The organism is Delftia sp. WSY_7 (genome assembly GCF_043104845.1).
In the GTDB taxonomy this organism is placed as follows: domain Bacteria; phylum Pseudomonadota; class Gammaproteobacteria; order Burkholderiales; family Burkholderiaceae_C; genus Comamonas; species Comamonas tsuruhatensis.
Genome location: NZ_JBICLB010000047.1, coordinates 1 through 15,827 on the forward strand (window position 1 = coordinate 1; position 15,827 = coordinate 15,827).

19 protein-coding genes and 1 pseudogene are annotated in these 15,827 nt (G+C 61.5%); 15 read left to right on the plus strand and 5 right to left on the minus strand.

What is annotated here, in order from left to right; translation table 11 throughout:
* The 9 genes and pseudogenes from ACF8ME_RS24280 to ACF8ME_RS24320 form a co-directional block, all read left to right on the plus strand.
* A pseudogene (locus ACF8ME_RS24280) lies at positions 1 to 378 on the plus strand (hypothetical protein); the annotation flags it as partial.
* A 7-nt stretch (positions 379 to 385) separates the two neighbouring features.
* The gene (locus ACF8ME_RS24285; RefSeq protein WP_392418623.1) at positions 386 to 457 is read left to right on the plus strand and encodes a hypothetical protein; all 72 of its coding nucleotides are present in this window, start codon (positions 386 to 388) and stop codon (positions 455 to 457) included.
* The gene (locus tag ACF8ME_RS24290) at positions 454 to 642 is read left to right on the plus strand and encodes a hypothetical protein (RefSeq protein ID WP_392418510.1); all 189 of its coding nucleotides are present in this window, start codon (positions 454 to 456) and stop codon (positions 640 to 642) included. Before ACF8ME_RS24285 ends, ACF8ME_RS24290 begins: the two co-directional genes overlap by 4 nt.
* A gap of 3 nt (positions 643 to 645) precedes the next feature.
* Positions 646 to 948: an ankyrin repeat domain-containing protein gene (locus tag ACF8ME_RS24295; protein WP_392418625.1), complete on the plus strand. Its 303-nt coding sequence runs from the start codon at positions 646 to 648 to the stop codon at positions 946 to 948.
* A 324-nt stretch (positions 949 to 1,272) separates the two neighbouring features.
* On the plus strand, positions 1,273 to 1,896 hold the full coding sequence (locus ACF8ME_RS24300; RefSeq protein WP_392418512.1) for a hypothetical protein: 624 nt from the start codon (positions 1,273 to 1,275) through the stop codon (positions 1,894 to 1,896).
* A gap of 10 nt (positions 1,897 to 1,906) precedes the next feature.
* A complete protein-coding gene (locus ACF8ME_RS24305; RefSeq protein ID WP_392418513.1) occupies positions 1,907 to 2,485 on the plus strand; it encodes a hypothetical protein in 579 nt (192 codons plus the stop codon).
* 60 nt (positions 2,486 to 2,545) lie between these two features.
* Entirely contained in the window at positions 2,546 to 2,965 is a 420-nt protein-coding gene (locus ACF8ME_RS24310) for a hypothetical protein (protein WP_392418514.1), read from the plus strand.
* A 14-nt stretch (positions 2,966 to 2,979) separates the two neighbouring features.
* A complete protein-coding gene (locus ACF8ME_RS24315; RefSeq protein ID WP_392418516.1) occupies positions 2,980 to 3,852 on the plus strand; it encodes a hypothetical protein in 873 nt (290 codons plus the stop codon).
* Positions 3,853 to 3,969: 117 nt separating this feature from the next.
* On the plus strand, positions 3,970 to 4,683 hold the full coding sequence (locus tag ACF8ME_RS24320; RefSeq protein WP_392418518.1) for a hypothetical protein: 714 nt from the start codon (positions 3,970 to 3,972) through the stop codon (positions 4,681 to 4,683).
* A 46-nt stretch (positions 4,684 to 4,729) separates the two neighbouring features.
* Here ACF8ME_RS24320 and ACF8ME_RS24325 read toward each other — a convergent pair whose 3' ends face one another.
* From ACF8ME_RS24325 to ACF8ME_RS24345, 5 genes are all read right to left on the minus strand, one after another.
* Positions 4,730 to 5,395 carry a molybdate ABC transporter permease subunit gene (locus tag ACF8ME_RS24325; protein ID WP_392418519.1) on the minus strand — a complete coding sequence of 222 codons (666 nt, stop codon included), beginning with the start codon at positions 5,393 to 5,395 and terminating at the stop codon, positions 4,730 to 4,732.
* Between the two features lie 35 nt (positions 5,396 to 5,430).
* Positions 5,431 to 6,171, minus strand: a complete 741-nt coding sequence (gene modA / locus ACF8ME_RS24330) for a molybdate ABC transporter substrate-binding protein (RefSeq protein ID WP_392418521.1) — start codon at positions 6,169 to 6,171, stop codon at positions 5,431 to 5,433.
* A gap of 195 nt (positions 6,172 to 6,366) precedes the next feature.
* Complete coding sequence (locus ACF8ME_RS24335; protein ID WP_392418522.1) at positions 6,367 to 7,095, minus strand: DUF4198 domain-containing protein; 729 nt, start codon at positions 7,093 to 7,095, stop codon at positions 6,367 to 6,369.
* A 194-nt stretch (positions 7,096 to 7,289) separates the two neighbouring features.
* Positions 7,290 to 9,206 (minus strand): AMP-binding protein, encoded by a 1,917-nt coding sequence (locus tag ACF8ME_RS24340; protein WP_392418524.1) that lies wholly within the window; start codon positions 9,204 to 9,206, stop codon positions 7,290 to 7,292.
* 4 nt (positions 9,207 to 9,210) lie between these two features.
* A complete protein-coding gene (locus tag ACF8ME_RS24345; RefSeq protein ID WP_392418525.1) occupies positions 9,211 to 10,227 on the minus strand; it encodes a Bug family tripartite tricarboxylate transporter substrate binding protein in 1,017 nt (338 codons plus the stop codon).
* A gap of 123 nt (positions 10,228 to 10,350) precedes the next feature.
* Between ACF8ME_RS24345 and ACF8ME_RS24350 the strand changes: the two genes are divergently transcribed.
* The 6 genes from ACF8ME_RS24350 (at position 10,351) to ACF8ME_RS24375 (ending at position 15,561) form a co-directional block, all read left to right on the plus strand.
* Positions 10,351 to 11,319: a LysR family transcriptional regulator gene (locus ACF8ME_RS24350; RefSeq protein WP_047219795.1), complete on the plus strand. Its 969-nt coding sequence runs from the start codon at positions 10,351 to 10,353 to the stop codon at positions 11,317 to 11,319.
* Positions 11,320 to 11,354: 35 nt separating this feature from the next.
* Positions 11,355 to 11,936 carry a TetR/AcrR family transcriptional regulator gene (locus tag ACF8ME_RS24355; RefSeq protein ID WP_016447017.1) on the plus strand — a complete coding sequence of 194 codons (582 nt, stop codon included), beginning with the start codon at positions 11,355 to 11,357 and terminating at the stop codon, positions 11,934 to 11,936.
* Positions 11,937 to 12,051: 115 nt separating this feature from the next.
* Positions 12,052 to 13,152 (plus strand): alkene reductase, encoded by a 1,101-nt coding sequence (locus ACF8ME_RS24360; protein ID WP_047327287.1) that lies wholly within the window; start codon positions 12,052 to 12,054, stop codon positions 13,150 to 13,152.
* A 218-nt stretch (positions 13,153 to 13,370) separates the two neighbouring features.
* Positions 13,371 to 14,003: an NAD-dependent dehydratase gene (locus ACF8ME_RS24365; protein ID WP_392418527.1), complete on the plus strand. Its 633-nt coding sequence runs from the start codon at positions 13,371 to 13,373 to the stop codon at positions 14,001 to 14,003.
* Positions 14,004 to 14,050: 47 nt separating this feature from the next.
* Positions 14,051 to 14,635, plus strand: coding sequence for a flavin reductase family protein (locus ACF8ME_RS24370; RefSeq protein WP_016453351.1), 585 nt, complete (start codon positions 14,051 to 14,053; stop codon positions 14,633 to 14,635).
* Between the two features lie 158 nt (positions 14,636 to 14,793).
* Entirely contained in the window at positions 14,794 to 15,561 is a 768-nt protein-coding gene (locus ACF8ME_RS24375) for a hypothetical protein (protein WP_139223832.1), read from the plus strand.
* Positions 15,562 to 15,827 lie beyond the last annotated feature (266 nt).

The window sequence follows — 15,827 nt, forward strand, 5'->3', positions numbered from 1 at the left end:
GGGTTTGTCCATCAAGACCCAATTGGGTTGGAAGGAGGATTGAATTTATTTAGATTTGCACCAAACCCTCTTATTTTCCTTGATCCACTTGGATTGCATTGGACATCACAAGACAGAAAATCAAATGGGCAATTTGGAAATAAGCCTAGATGCGAGTGTGATGATTCTTGTCCTACACTACACAGGCCTTACATTAGAGCAGATGTAAGGGCAACCGTTGAGATGAAAGCCGCCAAAAATGCAGCAGGAGAGTTTTTAGATGCAAACGAGCTGACGCCAATTAAAGGAGCTTATCATCTAGGTCATAAACGCGGCCATGAATTTTGGAGAGAGAAGGCGGCAGCAGAAAAAAAAATGCATGAGTCAAGCCCTGTTTAATGATCATATGAACAACGCCAACTTCTATCAAATAGAAGATCCTAAACTAAATATGAACCACAAATACGAACTGCCATGAAAAATAGTACCAAAATTCACTCAGAAATGATGGATGCATTTGTTTCAGATGATTTTGAAGCAATGAAGAAACTAATATCATCAGGTTTGGCAAGTGTAAATTCTGCCGATCCAAGGAGAAATTGTCAGACAACGCCCTTAATGCGCGCAGCCATGAGTGATGAGAATAATAATTTTCTTAAATAGCTCATAGCTAATGGTGCCAACGTCAATCAAAAGGACAGTGCCAACTGGACGGCTCTGCATTTTAGTTGCGAATACAAATGCAAGAGAAATATAGAATTTCTCATCCAATCTGGGGCTTCCGTAAACGAAAAAAATAGCACTGGAGCAACTCCACTCCTAAGATTGCTCGCTCAAAATACGTCAGATAATTTCGAACTGGCAAAAATTCTTATAATTAATGGAGCCGATCCATTTCTACAAAACAATGCTGGAGTTTCTCCAAATGACGTTAATCCGGACCTAATAAAAAGCCTGATTAATAATTGAGCAAAATATTAGCCACTGAAGCTTGGTGTAATAATTTTCGAGGTTATTCTCATAATAATTCTTGAGCAAAATACAATCTATTATTAAAAACTTTTTAACAATTTCAAACCAATATTAAACATAAACCGTTTACTTATGATATTAAGTTAGCTCTACCGTAGCATACGGCTGACTCCTACGCGGCCGCAGGACTTCCGCTACGGCTCCACGGGCCGCATCCTAGCCAGCCTGCCCGCACAAGGCAGCCCGCTGGCCCGCGAACTGTTTGCCTTCGACCCCGCCGGCAACCTGCTGGACTCCCTACCCGGCAAAGACGGCTAACCCGTGGACACCACCCTGGGCGTGGTCGGCGACAATCGCCTGCGCTTCTACCAGGACCTGCATTTCGAATACGACGTGCACGGCAACGTCACCCGCCGCACCCGGGGCAACCAGAAGGCCGGCAGCCAGGAAGTGCTAGACCTGACCTGGAACGCAGACCACCAGCTCATCGAATCGAACACCACGCGCCACGGCGTCACCCAGGCCACCCGCTACGCCTACGACCCCACGGGCCGATGTGTCGCCAAAAGCGATGCCTTCTGCAGTACCCACTACCTTTGGGATGGCGACCTCATGGTGCACAGCCAGCGAGGTACAAGGCAGGCGCTCTATATTTACGAGCCGGGGGAGCTTTGTGCCACTGGCCACCATTCAGGGAGCGGGCGAGGAACACAGCACCTACTGGTACCAGTGCGACCAGATTGGCGCGCCACTGGATCACCGCCGAACAGGGCCAAGGGGTCTGGGCAGCACCACGGCCTACTCTTGGTCTACTGGTCGTGGCATCTCACTGTGGGACGGAACATCTTAAGAATCAGAGCCAATTGCCTGACCTTCTTTGCCGCCACACGATACCCTTTGCAAAAGGCAAATGCATTATTGAAGTCCATACAATTGGATACATAGCCCCTCCATTATGACAATCGATTACCCAAATATAAGAATTATTTTAAACAAATATTTATTTGGAGAAATATGTCTGAATGTTGAAACATCAGCAACGGTGCCAGAAAGCATAGAAGACCTGGCATCCACGGGGTTTTCCAGAGAGGGAGATCCGGATGACCATGAATTATTCGAGAAATATTATTCCATAGTGAATAAAAACCAGGGAATCAACTTCAAGATATACACGTTCAAAGGGAAAATATGGAGCAGCGGCCTTGATTTCCATGGATTCAGGTTATCCACCATCCTTAAGATGATTAATAAGCCAGCCAACATGAGATTGTTCCTTGACAACAAAAAATCCGATGGTGCACTCATCATTAATGATCTATGCGTTTGTAGATTTTCATACCACAAGGAAAACCCTCTAGCCCTTACATTTGAAACCAATGCCGCAATGATCGATGATATGAAAAATAGAAAAATCTCCACCAAGACTGTTGAAAATGACTTCACTGAAATATCTGAAGTACTGGCAAGAAGGAATAACAGGAAGCTTAGAAAAATAAAGCAAATATTGGTAGCCACGGGTCATATATTGAAATAATTTCCACCAATGGCTCTACAATCTTTATTTAAGATCCAGACATGGCAGCTGCCCATTCATATGAATACAACCCCAAATCTTCACACACTCAACCTGGAGACCGCAGAGAAATCCATCCGCTTGCTGGCGACCGCATTCTTTCACCAAGATCTGAAAACCCTTGAAGCCCACTTCGGCATCAGCCCACTGCAAGTGGATGAGGCTTTTGAAGCATTGGAAAATTATCTCGGCAAAGACGATTTCACCTCGCTTGCACCTCCTCCAATAGGTAGCCAGATCATTCTGGAAGAAGATGAAATTTGTGCCGACGATGAAAATTCTTCAATCAGGGTCTATCGATTGAATTACGGAGGCTGGGGCTACGAGATGGATGTTTTCATGCAAGACAAGAGGTGCGATCTGACCATGCGCGGCGAACTGCCTGGAGATTTCGGCAAAAATCCGCACAGCATCAAATTTCATCTGTTTGAAGTCATGTGATTTTTGTCCCGACCATGCACACCATCCCTGAACTCGCCAGCCCCCAATCCTGGCAATCCACACTGCCCTCCCGCCGCGCAGAGATTGCCCAAGCCATTCTGGAGGGGCTGCCGCGCGGCTTCGAGTTCGCCAAACCATTCGTCTCTACGGAACCTGCTGAGGGCGCGGCATGGGAGGTTCCTTGCTTTTACGACGCGCAGCATGAGTCAACGCTGACCCTGGTCCTGGGCGGCGATTTCACCTACGGGGCAACGGCGCAGCGGCTGGATAAGCTGCGCGATTCGATCCCTGCTGAGGACTGGTCCTTGATTGCGCCAGTGGTCCATGCTGCGCAGGAGCCGGGTCCCGTGCATGTGCCCGCGTTTCTGATGGGCCGCTTTCCCACGTTCGAGTGGGTGATTGAAGAGCATGTGGAGTTGTGCGATGGGCTGGAGCGGCCTGATTTCTCCAGCGAGGACGGGCCGTTTCCCGCCTATGTCACGCAAGGGGAAGCGCAGCGCTTTTTGGCCGCCACGGGCTATCGCCTGCCTTGGGACCATGAGTGGGAGTACGTTGCGAAGGCAGGCACGGAGCGGCTGTATGTGTGCGGGGACGCAGTTCCCCAGCGCGATCTGTCCGGGGATGTGTGCCTGACGCAGTTTGGCGATGGTCGGCTCAACCGCGCGGCCGCCAATCCCTGGGGAATGGCGGCGTTGGCGGTGGCCACGTTCACCCGGCTGCAGGCCAGTCCGCACGAGTGGCGCATCCGTGGCGGTGCGGCGGCGTTCTATCCGTTTCAGCATCCCATGCAGCAGGCCATGCTGCTGACGGAGCTTCAGCTGCCGCTGGCCAACATGCCCGGGCAGATGGCGGGTCTGCGTCTGTGCCTCGATGTGCCAGCCATATAAGGGCATATAGGGTCATATGGGGCCATATGGGGCAAATCCGTGCACAGCCGTTGTTGTGGCGCGCCTGGCACAGCAATGTTCTGGTGGCGTCATTTTTCGGCTTTAGGATGGCGGGCCATGCGCAATTCCCACTCCCTTTGGACGGCAGCAGCCCTGGGCCTGGCAGCGGCCCTAGGTAGCGGCCCGGCTTACGCGGCTCGCCCCATGATCACGGACGATGCCCGCATCGTCGATGCCAAGTCCTGCCAGCTGGAAAGCTGGGTCAAGTCCAAAAAGGACAGCACGGAGTTCTGGGCGCAGCCGGCCTGCAATTTCACGGGCAATCTGGAGCTGACGCTGGGCGCGGCACGGACGCGCGAGGATGGCAGCAGCCGTACCACGGATGTGGTGATCCAGGGCAAGACCCTGTTCAAGGAACTGCAGCCCAATGGCTGGGGCTGGGGCCTGGCCGTGGGCAATGCGCGGCATCCGAATGACGAGGGCCAGGGCCGGGGGGATCTGTACGCCTATGTGCCCGTCACGTTCTCGCTGCGCGATGACCGGCTGTTCTTCCACACCAACGTGGGCTGGCTGCGCACGGCGCAGACGCATCGCAACCTCATGACCTGGGGCCTGGCCACCGAGGCCCAATTGAGCCAGAGCACCTGGCTGATTGCCGAGACATTCGGCCAGAACCAGGGCAAGCCGTTCTACCAGATGGGCCTGCGCTACTGGCTGGTGCCTGGACATGTGCAGATCGATGCCACCTACGGCAATCGCGCAGGCAGCAGCACGCAGGAGCGGTGGTTTTCCATCGGCCTGCGGCTGCTGTCTTCGCCGTTCCTGCCCTGAGTCCTTTCCAGCTTGAGCTTGCGCCCTGCCCGGCCCTGCCCGCTGCTTACAGCGCGCCAAACCGCCTGAGCACCATGAAGGCCGCCATGGCCAGCACGCCCAGCATCAGAGAGAGCTGATTGGCGCAGGCCAGATTACCGTCCAGCACGTTGTTGTAGATGGCCAGTGACAGGGTTTCCGTCCGGCCGATGATGTTGCCGCCCAGCATGAGCGACAGGCCGATCTCGCCCAGCGCACGGCCCCCCGACAGAATCAGGCCGGCCGCAATGCCGCGCCGGGCCAGCGGCAGCTCGATGCGCCAGAACACCGACCAGGGGCGGTGCCCCAGCATGGCCGCCGCCTCCAGCAGGCGTGGCGAAGTGCCTGCAAAGGCGGCCTGCGTGGGCTTGACCATGAGCGGCAACCCGGCAATGAAGGCCGCAATGACCAGGCCCGTTTGCGAAAACACGACGTCGGGCCGCAGCACATCGGGCAGCAGTTGGGTGAGCAGCCCTTGCCGGCCCAGCAGCACCAGCAGGCCATAGCCCAGCACGATGGGCGGAAACACCAGCGGCAGGCTGACCAGTGCATCGACCAGCTGGCGCCCCGCAAACCGGCGCCGTGCCAGCAGCCAGCCCAGGCCTGCGCCCACCAGCAATTGCAGCATCAGGCTCCAGGCAATGACATGCGCGGTCAGGGCCAGCGGCGCCTGGGCGCAAACGGAGTCGGTCATGGACTGTCAGTTGCCAGCAGGGATTGGGTGGCCCATCAAAGGCCGTGCCGCTCCAGCACCTGGCGGGCCTGCGGCGTGGCGATGAAGTCCAGCAGCGCCTGCAGTTGCGGCGATGAGGCGCGGCCCTTCAGCACGGCCAGGCTCAGTTCGATGGGCGGATGGCAGCTGGCCGCCACCGGCACGCTGGCGCCCACGCGGTCTTTCAGGGCCAGGGCCTCGGTCTTGTTGAGAAAGCCTGCGTCCACCTCGCCGGTGGTCACATAGGCGCTGACCTGGGGCACCGTGGCCACTTCGACCAGGCGTTCGCCCAGCGTCTGCGCCAGGCCCAGGCGCTCCAGGCAGATGCGCGCCGCGTTGCCGTACACGGCCTTGCTGCGGTCGGCGATGGCAATGCGCTTGAATTCGGGCCTGGCCAGGTCCTGCACGCTTTCCAGGCGCTGGCCGCGCGCGGCGACCAGCACCAGCTGGCCCTGGCCCAGCGTGATGTAGCGCTCGGCCAGTTGCATGGGCTCGACAAAGGCGCGGTCGCCAATCAGCACGGCGATCTCGGGGTTCTGGCGGGCCTGGGTCTCGATCTGCTTCATGTTGCCAAAGCTGGCCTCGGCGCGAATGCCCGTGGCCTGGCTGAAGGCATGCAGCAGTTCCAGCACGGGCTTGCGGTAGCCGGCGCCAGCGGCCAGCAGCAGGCCTTCATCGGCATGGGCCAGGCTGGCCGAGCCAGCCAACAACAGCGCCAGGAGCGGCGCCAGGCCGCGGGACAGAATGCGTTTGAACATGGATTTCCTCCTCTAGAACGCGGCGTTGAAGCCCACGCCCCTCTCTTTACGAAATATTTAATCGTATACGACGAATCCCGCACCCACCCACGTGTTCCTACTGCAGCGCCCATAAAAAAAACCTCCATGCATGAGGCATGGAGGCCGGCAGGCATGGCTGCCTGCGTGTCGGGCCAAGCTGTCTGGCCGCAGCGCTTACTTGTTGGGCTTGGCCGCAGGGCCGGCAGCGATGGGCGCCACGCCTTCGGGCTTGACGTAGGTGACCGAGGTCACGTAGTGCACACCGTCGTATTTTTCTGCGCCGTTCGGGCCGGTGCGCTCGCCGCCGCTGCGCTCGTCGTGCGTGGCTTCGGCCACGTAGGTGCCCTTCCAGGGCATGTCGAACTGCACCAGGCCCTGCTCGTCGGCATGGGCTTCCTTGCTCCAGCCCGATTGCACGGTCAGCACGACCTTGGCCTTGGGCAGGGGCTGGCCCTTGTAGATGACCTTGAACTCGCCGGCCTGGCCCGAGGGCACGACATCCAGCGTCAGGCGCGGGGCCTGGGCGGCAAAGCCGGTGATCAGGCGCGCAGCCGGGTGGTACCAGTTGCGCAGTTCCTGCTCGCCCTTCTTGCTGGTGTACAGCGGATACCCGGCATCCTCGGCCACGATGCTGTCGCCCTGGCCGGCCTTGAAGGGCAGCGCAAAGCCGGTGCCGGTCTTGCGGCCATCGGCCGCCTTCTCGCCCTGAGCAGAGACCAGGGTGGCCACGGGCTTGCCGAATTTGTCGAGCAGGCCCGGCGATGTCTCGCGCAGGTTGTCGCCAAACTCGCCAAAGCGGATCACGGCGGTTTCGCCGGCCGGCTGCTCCAGCCAGATCTGGTGGGCCTGGCTGGCGCCGCTGGCGGCCAGGAGTGCGGAGACAAGAATCCAGTGTTTCTTCATTGCAGCTTCCTCAAAGGACAAAAAAACAGCCATCGGCGCCACAACGGGCCGACGGCATGAACGTGCTTGGGGAGTGGGGTGCGGCCGCATGGCGCCGCATTGATTATTGAATGCGAATGGTTTGCATTCTATGCGCATTGCACACCGCTCCGGCGCAGTTCACCAGGTGGCTGCAATGGGGTCCGGCCCAGCGCTCAGGCGGCATCCTCGATGCGCACCGGCTCGCCCGTGAAGGCCAGCGCCTCGGCGGCCTGCTCCCAAGGGCTCCGGTCAGCCGCCCTGGCCGGGCGCAGCACAAAGCCCTCGCCCTCCGCATGCGTGGTGCTGGCCGCGGGCGGCAGCGGCAGGCCCATGCGCTCATGCGCCTGGGCCACCAGGGTGCGGGCGTAGATTTCAGCAGCCATGCTGCGCAGGCGCGGCTTGTAGACCTTGCCCACGTTGGTGGTGGGCAGCGCATCGATGATGCGCACATAGCGCGGGCGCGCAGGCGCTTCGTCCACGCCGGCTGCGGCAAAGGCCAGCAGTTCGGTCTCATCGGCCTGGGCGCCGGGGTGGAGCGCGACAAAGGCCACAGGCACCTCGCCCGCATAGGCATCGGGTGCGCCCACGGCGGCGCAGGCCTTGACGGCGGGATGGCGCTCCAGCGCCTGCTCTATCACCTGCGGATCGATGTTATGGCCGCTGCGGATGATCACGTCCTTGGAACGCCCGCGCAGCCGCAGCAGGCCATCGGCGCCCACCGAACCCAGGTCGCCCGTGATCAGCCAGCCGTCATCGGTGAGGTAGCTGGACGGCTCGATGCCGCCCAGGTAGCCGGAAAACAGGTTGGGCGACTGGAACACCACCATGCCGGTTTCGCCGGGCGCCGCTTCCTGGTCCGATGGCCTGCCGTCAGGCCCCATGCGGCGCACGGCCAGGCGCGCAAACGGCAGGCGCAGGCCCACATGGCCGGCCGCCGCGTGCAGGCCGGGCGGCGTGATGGTGGAGATGCCCGTCATCTCGGTCATGCCCAGGCTCTCGTGCACATGGAAGCCGCTGTGCGCCTTGAAGCGCGCCGCCACCTCGGGCGACAGCGGCGCGGCGCCTGTGCGGAAGTAGCGGATGGAGGACACATCAGCCCCCAGCAGCGGCACCTCCACCAGCGCGGCCAGCACCGTGGGCACGGCCGACATCAGCGTGGGCTTCCACTGTGCCGCCATGCGCCAGAAGCCGGCAATCACGGCCTTGTTGCGAAACAGCCCCGTGGTCGGAATGATGACGTGGGCTCCGGCCGAGAAGCAGGCCAGCGAGCCCGGCAGCACGCCCGCCACATGGAACAGCGGGTAGCCGTTGATGGTGCGGTCGGCCGTGTTCAGGCCCTGCATCTGCACGCTGGCCCAGGCGGTGTAGACCTGGGCGCCATGCGTTTGCACGGCAATCTTGGGCGCGCCCGTGGTGCCGCCGGTATGAAAGTAGGCCGCCACGTCGCCGGCCTGGGGCTGGCGCCCGCTCACCAGCCGGTCGGAGGGCTGGGCGGCCAGGGCGGCATGCAGATCGCTGGCGGGCCAGCGCTGTCCATCCCCCTGGAGAGCCCGGCCTTCATGCGAGACCCAGAGCACATGCGCCAGGTCCGCATCCAGCGACGCCACCTTGTCCCGGATGCCGGCATCGTCCTCGTCCGCCCAGGCGATCAGAAAGCGCGCGCCCGTGGTCCGCATCAGGGCAGAGATCTTCTCGGCAGTCAGCAAAGGATTGATGGGCTGCACAATGCCCGCCGCCTCGCCGCCCCACAGCGCAAAGTGGCACTCCATGCAGCCGGGTAGCAGGATGGCCACCGTGTCGCTGGGGCCCATGCCCAGCGCATGCAGGGCGTTGGCCGTCTGGTGGATCTTGCCCAGCAGTTCGGCATAGCTCAGGTGCCGGGCGTCATCCACGCTGCCGGCCTGGGGCAGAAAGCTCAGCGCCCTGCCCTGGCCGTGCTCGCGCGCGGAGTTGCAAAAGAGGTCGTAGACCGTTTGCGCCGTGATCAGCCCGGCCATGGGCTGGCTTTCGATGGCCTCCACATCGGCCAGGGAACGCACGGCCCGCAGGGGCCGGAACATGGATTGCGCAGGAATAGGACTGATGGCCATGGGCTCACTCCGCGCCCAAGCCGTTGGTGCGCACCACCTCGCCCCAGCGCGTGTAGTCGCTGCGGATCAGGCCCTCGGTGTCCTGGGGGTTGAGGTAGGCGGCCGTCACGCCGATCTTCTCGAAGCGGTCGCGCACCTCGTCGGTGGCCAGCAGCTGGCGCGAGGTGGCGCTGAGTTTGTCGATGATGGCGCGCGGCGTGTCCCTGGGTGCCACCAGGCCGCCCCAGGACGATGCCTCATAGCCGCCAAAGCCCTGCTCGGCCATGGTCTGCACGCCGTCCAGCGCCTTCACGCGCTGCGGCGTGCCCACCGCCAGCGCCTTCAGCCGGCCACTGCGGATATGGGGCAGCGCAGACACCATGTCCGCATAGATCACCGGCACCACGCCGCCCAGCGTGTCGTTCATGGCGGGCGCGCTGCCCTTGTAGGCCACGTGCTGCATGGTGTGCAGCCTGGCGGATTTCATCAGCTCCATGCTCAGGTGGCCCGAGCTGCCCGCCCCGGAGCTGGTGTAGTCCAGCGTGGCGGGCTGCGCCTTGGCGTACTGGAACAGCGATTTGAGGTCGGTCACCTTGGGCAGCGACTGCGCATTGACCGCAATCACATTGGGCAAGTCATAGATCTTGGTGACCGGGGCGAAATCCGTGGCCGGGTGGAACTTGACGTTCTTGAAGAAATGCGGCGCCATGATGGTGGGCGTGACCATCATCATCAGCGTATAGCCGTCAGGCGCAGCCGTGCGGAACTGGCCTGCCGCCACCGCGCCCGATGCGCCGGGCTTGTTCTCTATCACCACGGGCTGGCCCAGCTGGCGCGCCAGCGCCTCGGCGTAGACGCGCGCCGCGCCATCGGTGGGCCCGCCCGGCGGGAAGGGAACGACCAGGCGAATCGGCCTGTCGGGCCAGGCACCGGTATCGGTATTGGCCTGCGCCGCGCCACACAGCGATGCGATCGCAGCCACGCCGATGGCGCCCAGCGCCATGCCCTTGGCCAACGCCTGTCTTTTTGTGATGCCTGCCATCTTGTCTCCTTGAATGCTTATGTGTTCTGGCTGGCCCATTCTGCCCAGCGCACCCTCTTTGACAATGGCGGCGGCGGTTGACATCATGTCAAACAATATTGACACCCCCTTGGACTGCAGCGCATGGATCTCCTGGCATTCAACATCCTTGTCCAGATCATCGAACACGGAAACCTGAGCCAGGCGGCAAAGTTCTTGAACATGTCGCGGGCCAACGTGAGCTACCACCTGGCCCGGCTGGAGAAGTCCCTGGGCGCATCGCTGCTGCGCAGAACGCCCCAGGGCGTGGAGGCCACCGAGGTCGGCCAGCGCATCTATCGTCATGCGCGCAACATCCTCAACGAGACCGAGCTGGTGCGCGAACTGGCCCAAAGCAGCACGGACGACATCTCGGGAAAGATCGGGCTGAGCGTGCCCACCGGCTACGGCCATCTGGTCATGGCGCCGTGGCTGATCGAGTTCAAGCGCGCCCATCCGCAGGTGGTGCTGGACATCCGCCTGGAGAACTTCATAGACAACCTGCTCAAGGACAGCGTGGACATCGCCATCCGCGTCATGTCCGACCCGCCGCCCATGCTGGTGGCGCGCGACATGGGGCCGGTGCGCTACAGCCTGTGCGCCTCCAGCGACTGGCTGCGCAGCCACCGCCTGCCGGAGACCCCGTCCGAGCTGTCGCGCACGCCGCTCATCACATCGGGCGGCGAAAGCGGCAAGGTGCGCCTGCAGATTGCGCGGAACGGCCAGCCGCTGGAGGAGCTGGACATCACGCCCACGCTGATGTCGCGCAGCTACCCTTTCCTGTGCGACTGCATCACCGGCGGCCTGGGCGTGGGGCTGGTGCCCGACTACATGGTGCGCCGCCAGGTGGAAGATGGCCGCGTCGTGCTGGCCATGCAGGACTACGAATTCAGCATCAACCAGGGCCGCATGTTCATGCTGTACATGCCCAACCGCTTCCAGTCCGGCGCCGCCCGGGCCTTGATCGACTTTCTGAGCGACAGGATGGGCCTTGCGCGCGTCATCCGGCCGGGTCACTTGCCCGACGGCACAGGCGTTGCGACCGCCGGAATGACGCTGGAACAAAGTTTGTAGACGACTGGTCGGTTTTTGCGTTAGACTTCGATCCCATGAAGAAACCCGCACAGGAAACACGCCAGCACATCCTTGATGTGGCCAAGGCGTTGATGACCCAGAAAGGCTACACGGCCGTCGGCCTGGCCGAGGTCGTCGCGGCCGCGGGCGTGCCCAAGGGCTCCTTCTACTACTACTTCAAGTCCAAGGAAGAGTTCGGCCAGGCCCTGCTGCAGGAGTACTTCGACGAGTACCTGGCCAAGATTGATGCGCTCATGGAGACGCCCGATCCGGCCATCTCCCGGCTGATGACCTACTTCCGCCATTGGACACAGAAACAATGCTCGGCCCATGCAGGAGGCCAGTGCCTGGTGGTCAAGCTGGGCCCCGAGGTCTGCGACCTGTCCGACGACATGCGCTCGGTGCTGCGCACCGGCACCGACGCCATCATCACCCGCCTGACCGACTGCGTGCGCGCAGGCCAGGCCGACGGCTCCATCACCTCCACCATGGATGCCCCCACGCTGGCCGAATCGCTGTACCAGTTGTGGCTGGGTGCCTCCCTGCTGTCCAAGCTGGGCCGGCATGAGGAGCCCTTTGCCGCAGCCCTTGTTTCCACGAAGCGGCTGCTGGGCTGAGCAGGCCTGGCCGCTGCTTTTTATTTGTCTTGTTTGTAGACGACTGGTCAACTTCAAACCTCTCACCCTTCGCCCATCCCTCCTCCTTTTTGTTCAACCACCACCACTGCACACCATGACCGACCACAGCCTTCACACCGATCTGTTCTCTCCCACCCAACTGGGCGGCCTGTCGCTCGCCAACCGCTTCGTCATGGCCCCGCTGACCCGCAGCCGCGCCGGTGACGACGGCGTGCCCACCGAACTGCACGCCACCTACTACGCCCAGCGTGCCAGCGCAGGCCTGTTGATCAGCGAAGCCGTCAACATCTCGGCCCAGGGCCGCGGCTACAACCTGACCCCCGGCATCTGGACCGAGGAGCAGGTCGCCGGCTGGAAGAAGGTCACCGACGCCGTACATGCGGCCGGCGGCAAGATCGTGGCCCAGCTGTGGCACGTGGGCCGCTACTCGCACGTAGACCTGCAGCCCGGTGGCGTGGCCCCTGTCGCCCCCTCTGCCATCAAGGCCGAAGGCGTCACCTTCACGCCCAACGGCGTAGCCGAGGTGTCCATGCCCCGCGCCCTGGAAACCAGCGAAATCCCCGGCATCGTCGAGCAATACCGCCATGCGGCCGAATGCGCCAAGCGTGCAGGCTTTGACGGCGTGGAAGTGCACTCGGCCAACGGCTACCTGCTCGACCAGTTCCTGCGCGACTCCACCAACCACCGCAGCGACGCCTACGGCGGCAGCATCGAAAACCGCGCCCGCCTGACGCTGGAAGTCACCGACACCGTGGCCAAGGTCTGGGGCGCCGACCGCGTGGGCATCCGCCTGTCTCCCGTCACTCCCAACGCCGGCAACACGCCGCTGGACAGCGACGTGATGGCCCTCTACGGCTACCTCATCCCCCAGCTCAACCGCTTCGGCCTGGCCTACCTGCACGTCGTGGAAGGCGCCACCGGCGGCTCGCGCGAACTGCCGCCCGGCGTGGACCTGGACGCGCTGCGCAAGCTCTTTGACGGCGCCTACATGGGCAACAACGGCTATGACCTGGAACTGGCCATGGACCGCCGCGCCAAGGGCCTTATCGACACCGTGGCCATCGGCCGCCCCTTCATCGCCAACCCCGATCTGGTGGCCCGCCTGCGCCACGGCAAGGAACTGGCCGTGGCCCCGCACGAGGCCTACTACGGCGGCGGCGCCCAGGGCTACATCGACTGGCCTGCATTGGCGTAACTCCCCCTGAGCGGCTTACGCCGCTTCCCCCGTTGCACGGCGCCCTCTCTCGCTTCGCGGGAGGGGGCGTCCGGGCAGCCGGCGACACCCTCGGTGCGGGGCGGCGCTGCCGGCGTAGGCCCTTCCTCGGTGTCCCTTGCCTTGGGCTGCACCAGTTTTATGCGCCACGCCATCTACGGCACACTGGCTGATCCGTGTCCCCATCGAAAGACCAAGCCATGCAACTGCTGATCGTAGGCGCCACGGGGCTGGTGGGCAGCCAGGTGCTGCAACAGGCCCTGGCCGACAGCCGCATCACCCGCGTCGTGGCCCCGGTACGCCGGGCGCTGCCGGCGCATCCCAGGCTGCTCGCCCCCATCGTCGATTTCGAGCACCTGCCCGAAGATGCCGACTGGTGGAGCGCCGATGCCCTGGTCTGCACTCTGGGCACCACCATCATGACAGCCGGCAGCCAGCCGGCTTTTCAGCGCGTGGACCATGACTATCCGCTGCTGGCCGCACAGCTGGCGCGGCGCCACGGCACGCCCACCTATGTGCTGAACTCGGCCATGGGCGCCGACGCCGGCTCGCGCATCTTCTACAACCGCGTCAAGGGCGAACTCGAGCGTGACCTGCAGGCGCAAGGCTTTGCCTCCCTCACCTTCGTGCGCCCCGGCCTGATCAGCGGCCCGCGCACCGAGCACCGGGCGGGCGAGCGCGCCATGGTCGGCGTTCTTGGCGCCCTGGGCCCGCTGCTGCCCCGGCGCTGGCGGCTCAACCCCGCACACCGCATCGCCCATGCCTTGATAGAGGCAGCTGTCAACGCCAGGCCCGGTGTCCATATCGTGGGTTCCGAGGCGCTGGCCGAATGAGCCCGGCGCCTGCACGCGCAAAAACAGAACCCTTCAGGAACCATTGCATGAACCCGCATATTGCCCCGGTCGATCTCGCCAAGTCCTACCGACTGATCAACCACGGCCCCACCGTCCTGGTCTCGGCACGCCACGGCGGCGTGGACAACGTCATGGCCGCAGCCTGGTGCTGCGCGCTGGACTTTGCGCCCCCGAAGCTCACCGTGGTGCTGGACAAGGCCACGGCCACGCGCGCCTTGGTCGAGCACAGCGGCATGTTCGTGATCCAGGTGCCTACGGCCGCCCAGTTGCAGCTCACGCACCAGGTCGGCACGCTCAGCCTGTCCACCGATGCCGGCAAGCTCGCCACCAGCGGCGTTCAGCTGTTCGGCATGGACGGGTTCGACCTGCCCTTCGTGGACGGCTGCGCCGGCTGGCTGGCCTGCAGGCTGATCCCCGAGCCCCACAACCAGCAGGCCTACGACCTGTTCATCGGCGAGATCGTGGGCGCCTGGTCCGACACCCGCGTGTTCAGCGGCGGCCACTGGCACTTCGAGGACGCCGACCCCGCGCTGCGCAGCCTGCACTACGTGGCGGGTGGGCAGTTCTATGCGATTGGGCAGGCGTTGAGGGTGCAGGAAAGCAAAGAATAGTTTCTTTTTCCATTTCAGAAATCTGGCAGTACTTCTACTGCAATGCTTGCTGCGTCCTGAAGATCAATACCGCATCTGCGGTATATTTTCACTGGGACAAACAATTCATTATTCCTTCCCGCGGGTGTTATTTTTCACATCAACTGAAGGGAATCAAAATGGAATGGAACTCAACAAGAAACCAGTGGACGCGTCAGCTTGTCTTTTCCTTGATCGCGTGTCCCATCGCGGTCTTGATGACAGGGTGCAGTGGTGCAGAGGAAGTCTTGGATGCCATCGCAGTCGCCACAGGAGATGGTGGCAAGCGTGTCAAGCTCACCGGTCCTATCATGGGCGATCAGCGCATGATCTGCATTGATAGTCCACCACGCGTGGCACCGGCCGAATTGCAAAGAGAAATTGACAAATACCTGTTCAAGTCCATCCGTTGGGATAGTGGCACACCCGACAAGAAAACGACTGTCAACAAGGAAATCGAGGACAACCGGTCATGCAGCTATCGGATATCACCTTACGAAACCATTTCCTGGGACCAGTTCGTTTCTGACGCCATCAATCAGCAATTGGCAGATTGGGGGAATTTCAGCGCAAATACAAATATGGCAGGCCAAAAATATATCGATGTCTGCATAAAAGACAATGAATGCGAGGATGGAGATATTCTAGCCATCACATTGAATGAAAGGGAAGTTGCTCGTTCCGAACTTTTCAACCAGCCAAGTTGTTTTGAGGTGCCCGTCAGCTCAGGAGTCAGCTATCTTGGCATACGGGCCATCAATGGCAGCGGCAACAAGGGAGCGTGCTCCTATGCGGATCGAAATACAGGGGAAGTGACGGTAAGCGGGGCCACAGGCGCGGGACGCACGCAGCTCTATAGCGTGCGTGGCGGCCAGGGCTCCTATGGATCACTCACCATCGTCAATTAGTTTTCGCATCCTGGAAGAGGATATGACCGCATATTGACCAGCTCAATAAAAAATTCGTTCGATGAACTCCTGGGTGCTGCAACAGTCCTGCGGGCTTTGATGTTTACAAAGGGCCAATCGCAAAATAAAGCGAATAGTGCCTGCAGCTCCTGAAAACTCCGCTCAAAAAATATTTCATCCCAGAGCCGGTGCCGAAGCCATCCCGCAAATGCGGTATGGCCTTGCGCACCATGGCTGGGAAGACTGCTGTCTAGGCGGATGAGGGA

Coding starts and splice junctions, on each gene's coding strand:
- ACF8ME_RS24290 (WP_392418510.1), top strand. CDS start 454: ATGAAAAATAGTACCAAAATTCACTCAGAAATGATGGATGCATTTGTT.
- ACF8ME_RS24305 (WP_392418513.1), top strand. CDS start 1,907: ATGACAATCGATTACCCAAATATAAGAATTATTTTAAACAAATATTTA.
- ACF8ME_RS24310 (WP_392418514.1), top strand. CDS start 2,546: ATGAATACAACCCCAAATCTTCACACACTCAACCTGGAGACCGCAGAG.
- ACF8ME_RS24315 (WP_392418516.1), top strand. CDS start 2,980: ATGCACACCATCCCTGAACTCGCCAGCCCCCAATCCTGGCAATCCACA.
- ACF8ME_RS24320 (WP_392418518.1), top strand. CDS start 3,970: ATGCGCAATTCCCACTCCCTTTGGACGGCAGCAGCCCTGGGCCTGGCA.
- ACF8ME_RS24325 (WP_392418519.1), bottom strand. CDS start 5,395: ATGACCGACTCCGTTTGCGCCCAGGCGCCGCTGGCCCTGACCGCGCAT.
- modA (WP_392418521.1), bottom strand. CDS start 6,171: ATGTTCAAACGCATTCTGTCCCGCGGCCTGGCGCCGCTCCTGGCGCTG.
- ACF8ME_RS24335 (WP_392418522.1), bottom strand. CDS start 7,095: ATGAAGAAACACTGGATTCTTGTCTCCGCACTCCTGGCCGCCAGCGGC.
- ACF8ME_RS24340 (WP_392418524.1), bottom strand. CDS start 9,206: ATGGCCATCAGTCCTATTCCTGCGCAATCCATGTTCCGGCCCCTGCGG.
- ACF8ME_RS24345 (WP_392418525.1), bottom strand. CDS start 10,227: ATGGCAGGCATCACAAAAAGACAGGCGTTGGCCAAGGGCATGGCGCTG.
- ACF8ME_RS24350 (WP_047219795.1), top strand. CDS start 10,351: ATGGATCTCCTGGCATTCAACATCCTTGTCCAGATCATCGAACACGGA.
- ACF8ME_RS24355 (WP_016447017.1), top strand. CDS start 11,355: ATGAAGAAACCCGCACAGGAAACACGCCAGCACATCCTTGATGTGGCC.
- ACF8ME_RS24360 (WP_047327287.1), top strand. CDS start 12,052: ATGACCGACCACAGCCTTCACACCGATCTGTTCTCTCCCACCCAACTG.
- ACF8ME_RS24365 (WP_392418527.1), top strand. CDS start 13,371: ATGCAACTGCTGATCGTAGGCGCCACGGGGCTGGTGGGCAGCCAGGTG.
- ACF8ME_RS24370 (WP_016453351.1), top strand. CDS start 14,051: ATGAACCCGCATATTGCCCCGGTCGATCTCGCCAAGTCCTACCGACTG.
- ACF8ME_RS24375 (WP_139223832.1), top strand. CDS start 14,794: ATGGAATGGAACTCAACAAGAAACCAGTGGACGCGTCAGCTTGTCTTT.